The following is a 2186-nucleotide window of genomic DNA, read 5'->3' on the forward strand; positions in this document are numbered from 1 at the left end:
GACCTGGCAGCCGCTGTCGCCGCCGCCGCCCGGCCCCGGCCAGGTGCTGATCGAACTGCGCGCCGCGGGCCTGAACTTCCGCGACCTGGTCCACGCCGTCAACCTGCTGCCCGGCGAGGCGCTCGAAGGATTCCACGGCGGCTTCCCCCTGGGACTGGAGGGCGCCGGAGTGATCGCCGCCGTCGGCGCGCGGGTTACGGGCCTGCGCCCCGGCGACCGCGTGATGACGGCGCAGGCCGTGGGCGTGGGCACCCACGCCGTCGTCCCGGCCTGGGCCGTGATGCCGGTGCCCGACGACATGGACTTCACCGAGGCCGCCACGATTCCCATGGCCCACCTCACCGCCCGCGCCGCCCTGAGCCACACCGGCGCGCTGCGGGCCGGCGAGACGGTCCTGGTCCACAGCGGCGCCGGCGGAGTCGGCCTTGCGGCTGTCCAGTACGGCCGCCGCATAGGCGCCCACGTCATCGCCACCGCCGGCACCCGCGCCCGGCGCGCCTTCCTGCGCGCACAAGGCGTCGAGCACGTGTACGACTCCCGCAGCCTGGACTTCGCCGAGCAGATCATGGAGCTGACCGGCGGACGCGGCGTGGACGTGGTGCTCAACTCGCTCATCGGCGAAGCCCTGATCCGCAGCATGGAGATCCTCGCCCACGGCGGCCGGTTCGTCGAGATCGGCAAGCGCGACATCTTCGCCGACCACCGGCTGCCGATGCGCCCCTTCGGCAACAACACCGCCTTCATCGGCCTGGACGTGGGCACGCTCCTCACCCAGGACCCCGACCGCTCCGCCCGCGCGATAGCCGAACTGGCCGGCGAGGTGACCGCCGGCCGCACCACGCCGCTGCCGCACACCGTCTACCCGGCCTCCCACGTCGCGGACGCCTTCGCGGCGATGCGCCACTCACGGCACATCGGCAAGATCGTCATCTCGTTCGACGCCGCCGGCGAATCCGTGCTCGTCGAAACCGGACCGCGCCCGCCACGCCTCGACCCCCAGGGCACCTACCTGGTCAGCGGCGGGCTGGGCGGGTTCGGCGCGGCGACCGCCCGCTGGCTGGCCGCCCGCGGCGCCCGCCACCTGGCCCTGGTAGGCCGCCGCGGACCCGACAGCCCCGAAGCGGCCGACCTGCTGCGCGACCTGCGCGAACACGGGGCCGCCACGCACGTGTACGCGGCCGACGTCAGCGATCGCACGGCGATGAGCCGCATCGTCGAGCAGGCCCGCGCCGACGGCCGCCCGCTCCGCGGCGTCGTCCACGCGGCCATGCACCTCGACGACGGCCACATCGGCGACCTCACCGACGACCGGGTCGCGGCCGTGCTCCGGCCCAAGATCGGCGGAGCGCTGGTCCTCGACGAGGTGACCCGCCAGGAGGAACTCGACCTGTTCCTGCTGTACTCCTCGGTCACCACCACGCTCGGCCACGTGGGACAGACGTCCTACGTGGCCGCCAACCACTTCCTCGAGGCGCTGGCCCGACGCAGGAGAGCCCGCGGGCTGCCCGCCCTGACGGTCTGCCTCGGCGCGCTGGCGCACACCGGCGTCGTGGCCCGCGGCGCGGGCGACAGGCTGGCCGCGTTCGGCATCGAGGCCGTCACCCCGCGCGAGGCGTTCACCGCGATCGAGGACATGCTCGCCGGCGGCGCGGACGTGGCCGGCGTGGGCCGCTGCGACTGGAGCAGGCTACGCCAGGTCCTGCCCGCCCTGGACCGGCCCCGCATGTCGCCGGTCATGCCGGCGGCGACGAGGCAGGAGGACGTCAGCCCCGAGCAGATCGCCAGGCAGCTGGAGGCGATGGACGCCGACCAGGTGCTGGCCTACCTCACCGAGCACATCCCGCGGCTGCTGGCCTCGATCCTGCAGATGCCGGCCGAGCAGATCGCCCACGATCGCAAGCTGGAGGACTACGGGATGGACTCGCTGATGGGCGCGCAGGTGCTGGCCTCGCTACGCCACCAGTACGGCATCGACATCCCGCCGATGGAGATCCTGCGCAGCGGCGGCACGATCGCCGACCTGGCCGCTCTCGTCCTGGACCGGCTGCGCCCGCGGCAGGCCACAGCGGCAGGCCGGTAGAAACCCAGGAAGCGGCACCGCCGTACGGGGAAACTCCCGGCCGCGGCGGGGAAAGAAGGAGGAGCGCTCATGCCGGCCGGTACCCGCCGCGGCCGGGAGTTTCCCC

1 protein-coding gene is annotated in these 2186 nt (G+C 74.0%); it reads left to right on the forward strand.

Features of this window, described 5'->3' with window-relative positions; translation table 11 throughout:
* Positions 1-2080 (forward strand): SDR family NAD(P)-dependent oxidoreductase (locus GUY59_RS46775; protein ID WP_161715132.1); only part of this gene is annotated, 2080 nt, incomplete at its 5' end.
* Positions 2081-2186: the final 106 nt, after the last annotated feature.

The sequence above is a fragment of the Nonomuraea sp. K271 genome (assembly GCF_009908215.1).
Classification (GTDB): Bacteria; Actinomycetota; Actinomycetes; order Streptosporangiales; family Streptosporangiaceae; genus Nonomuraea; species Nonomuraea longispora.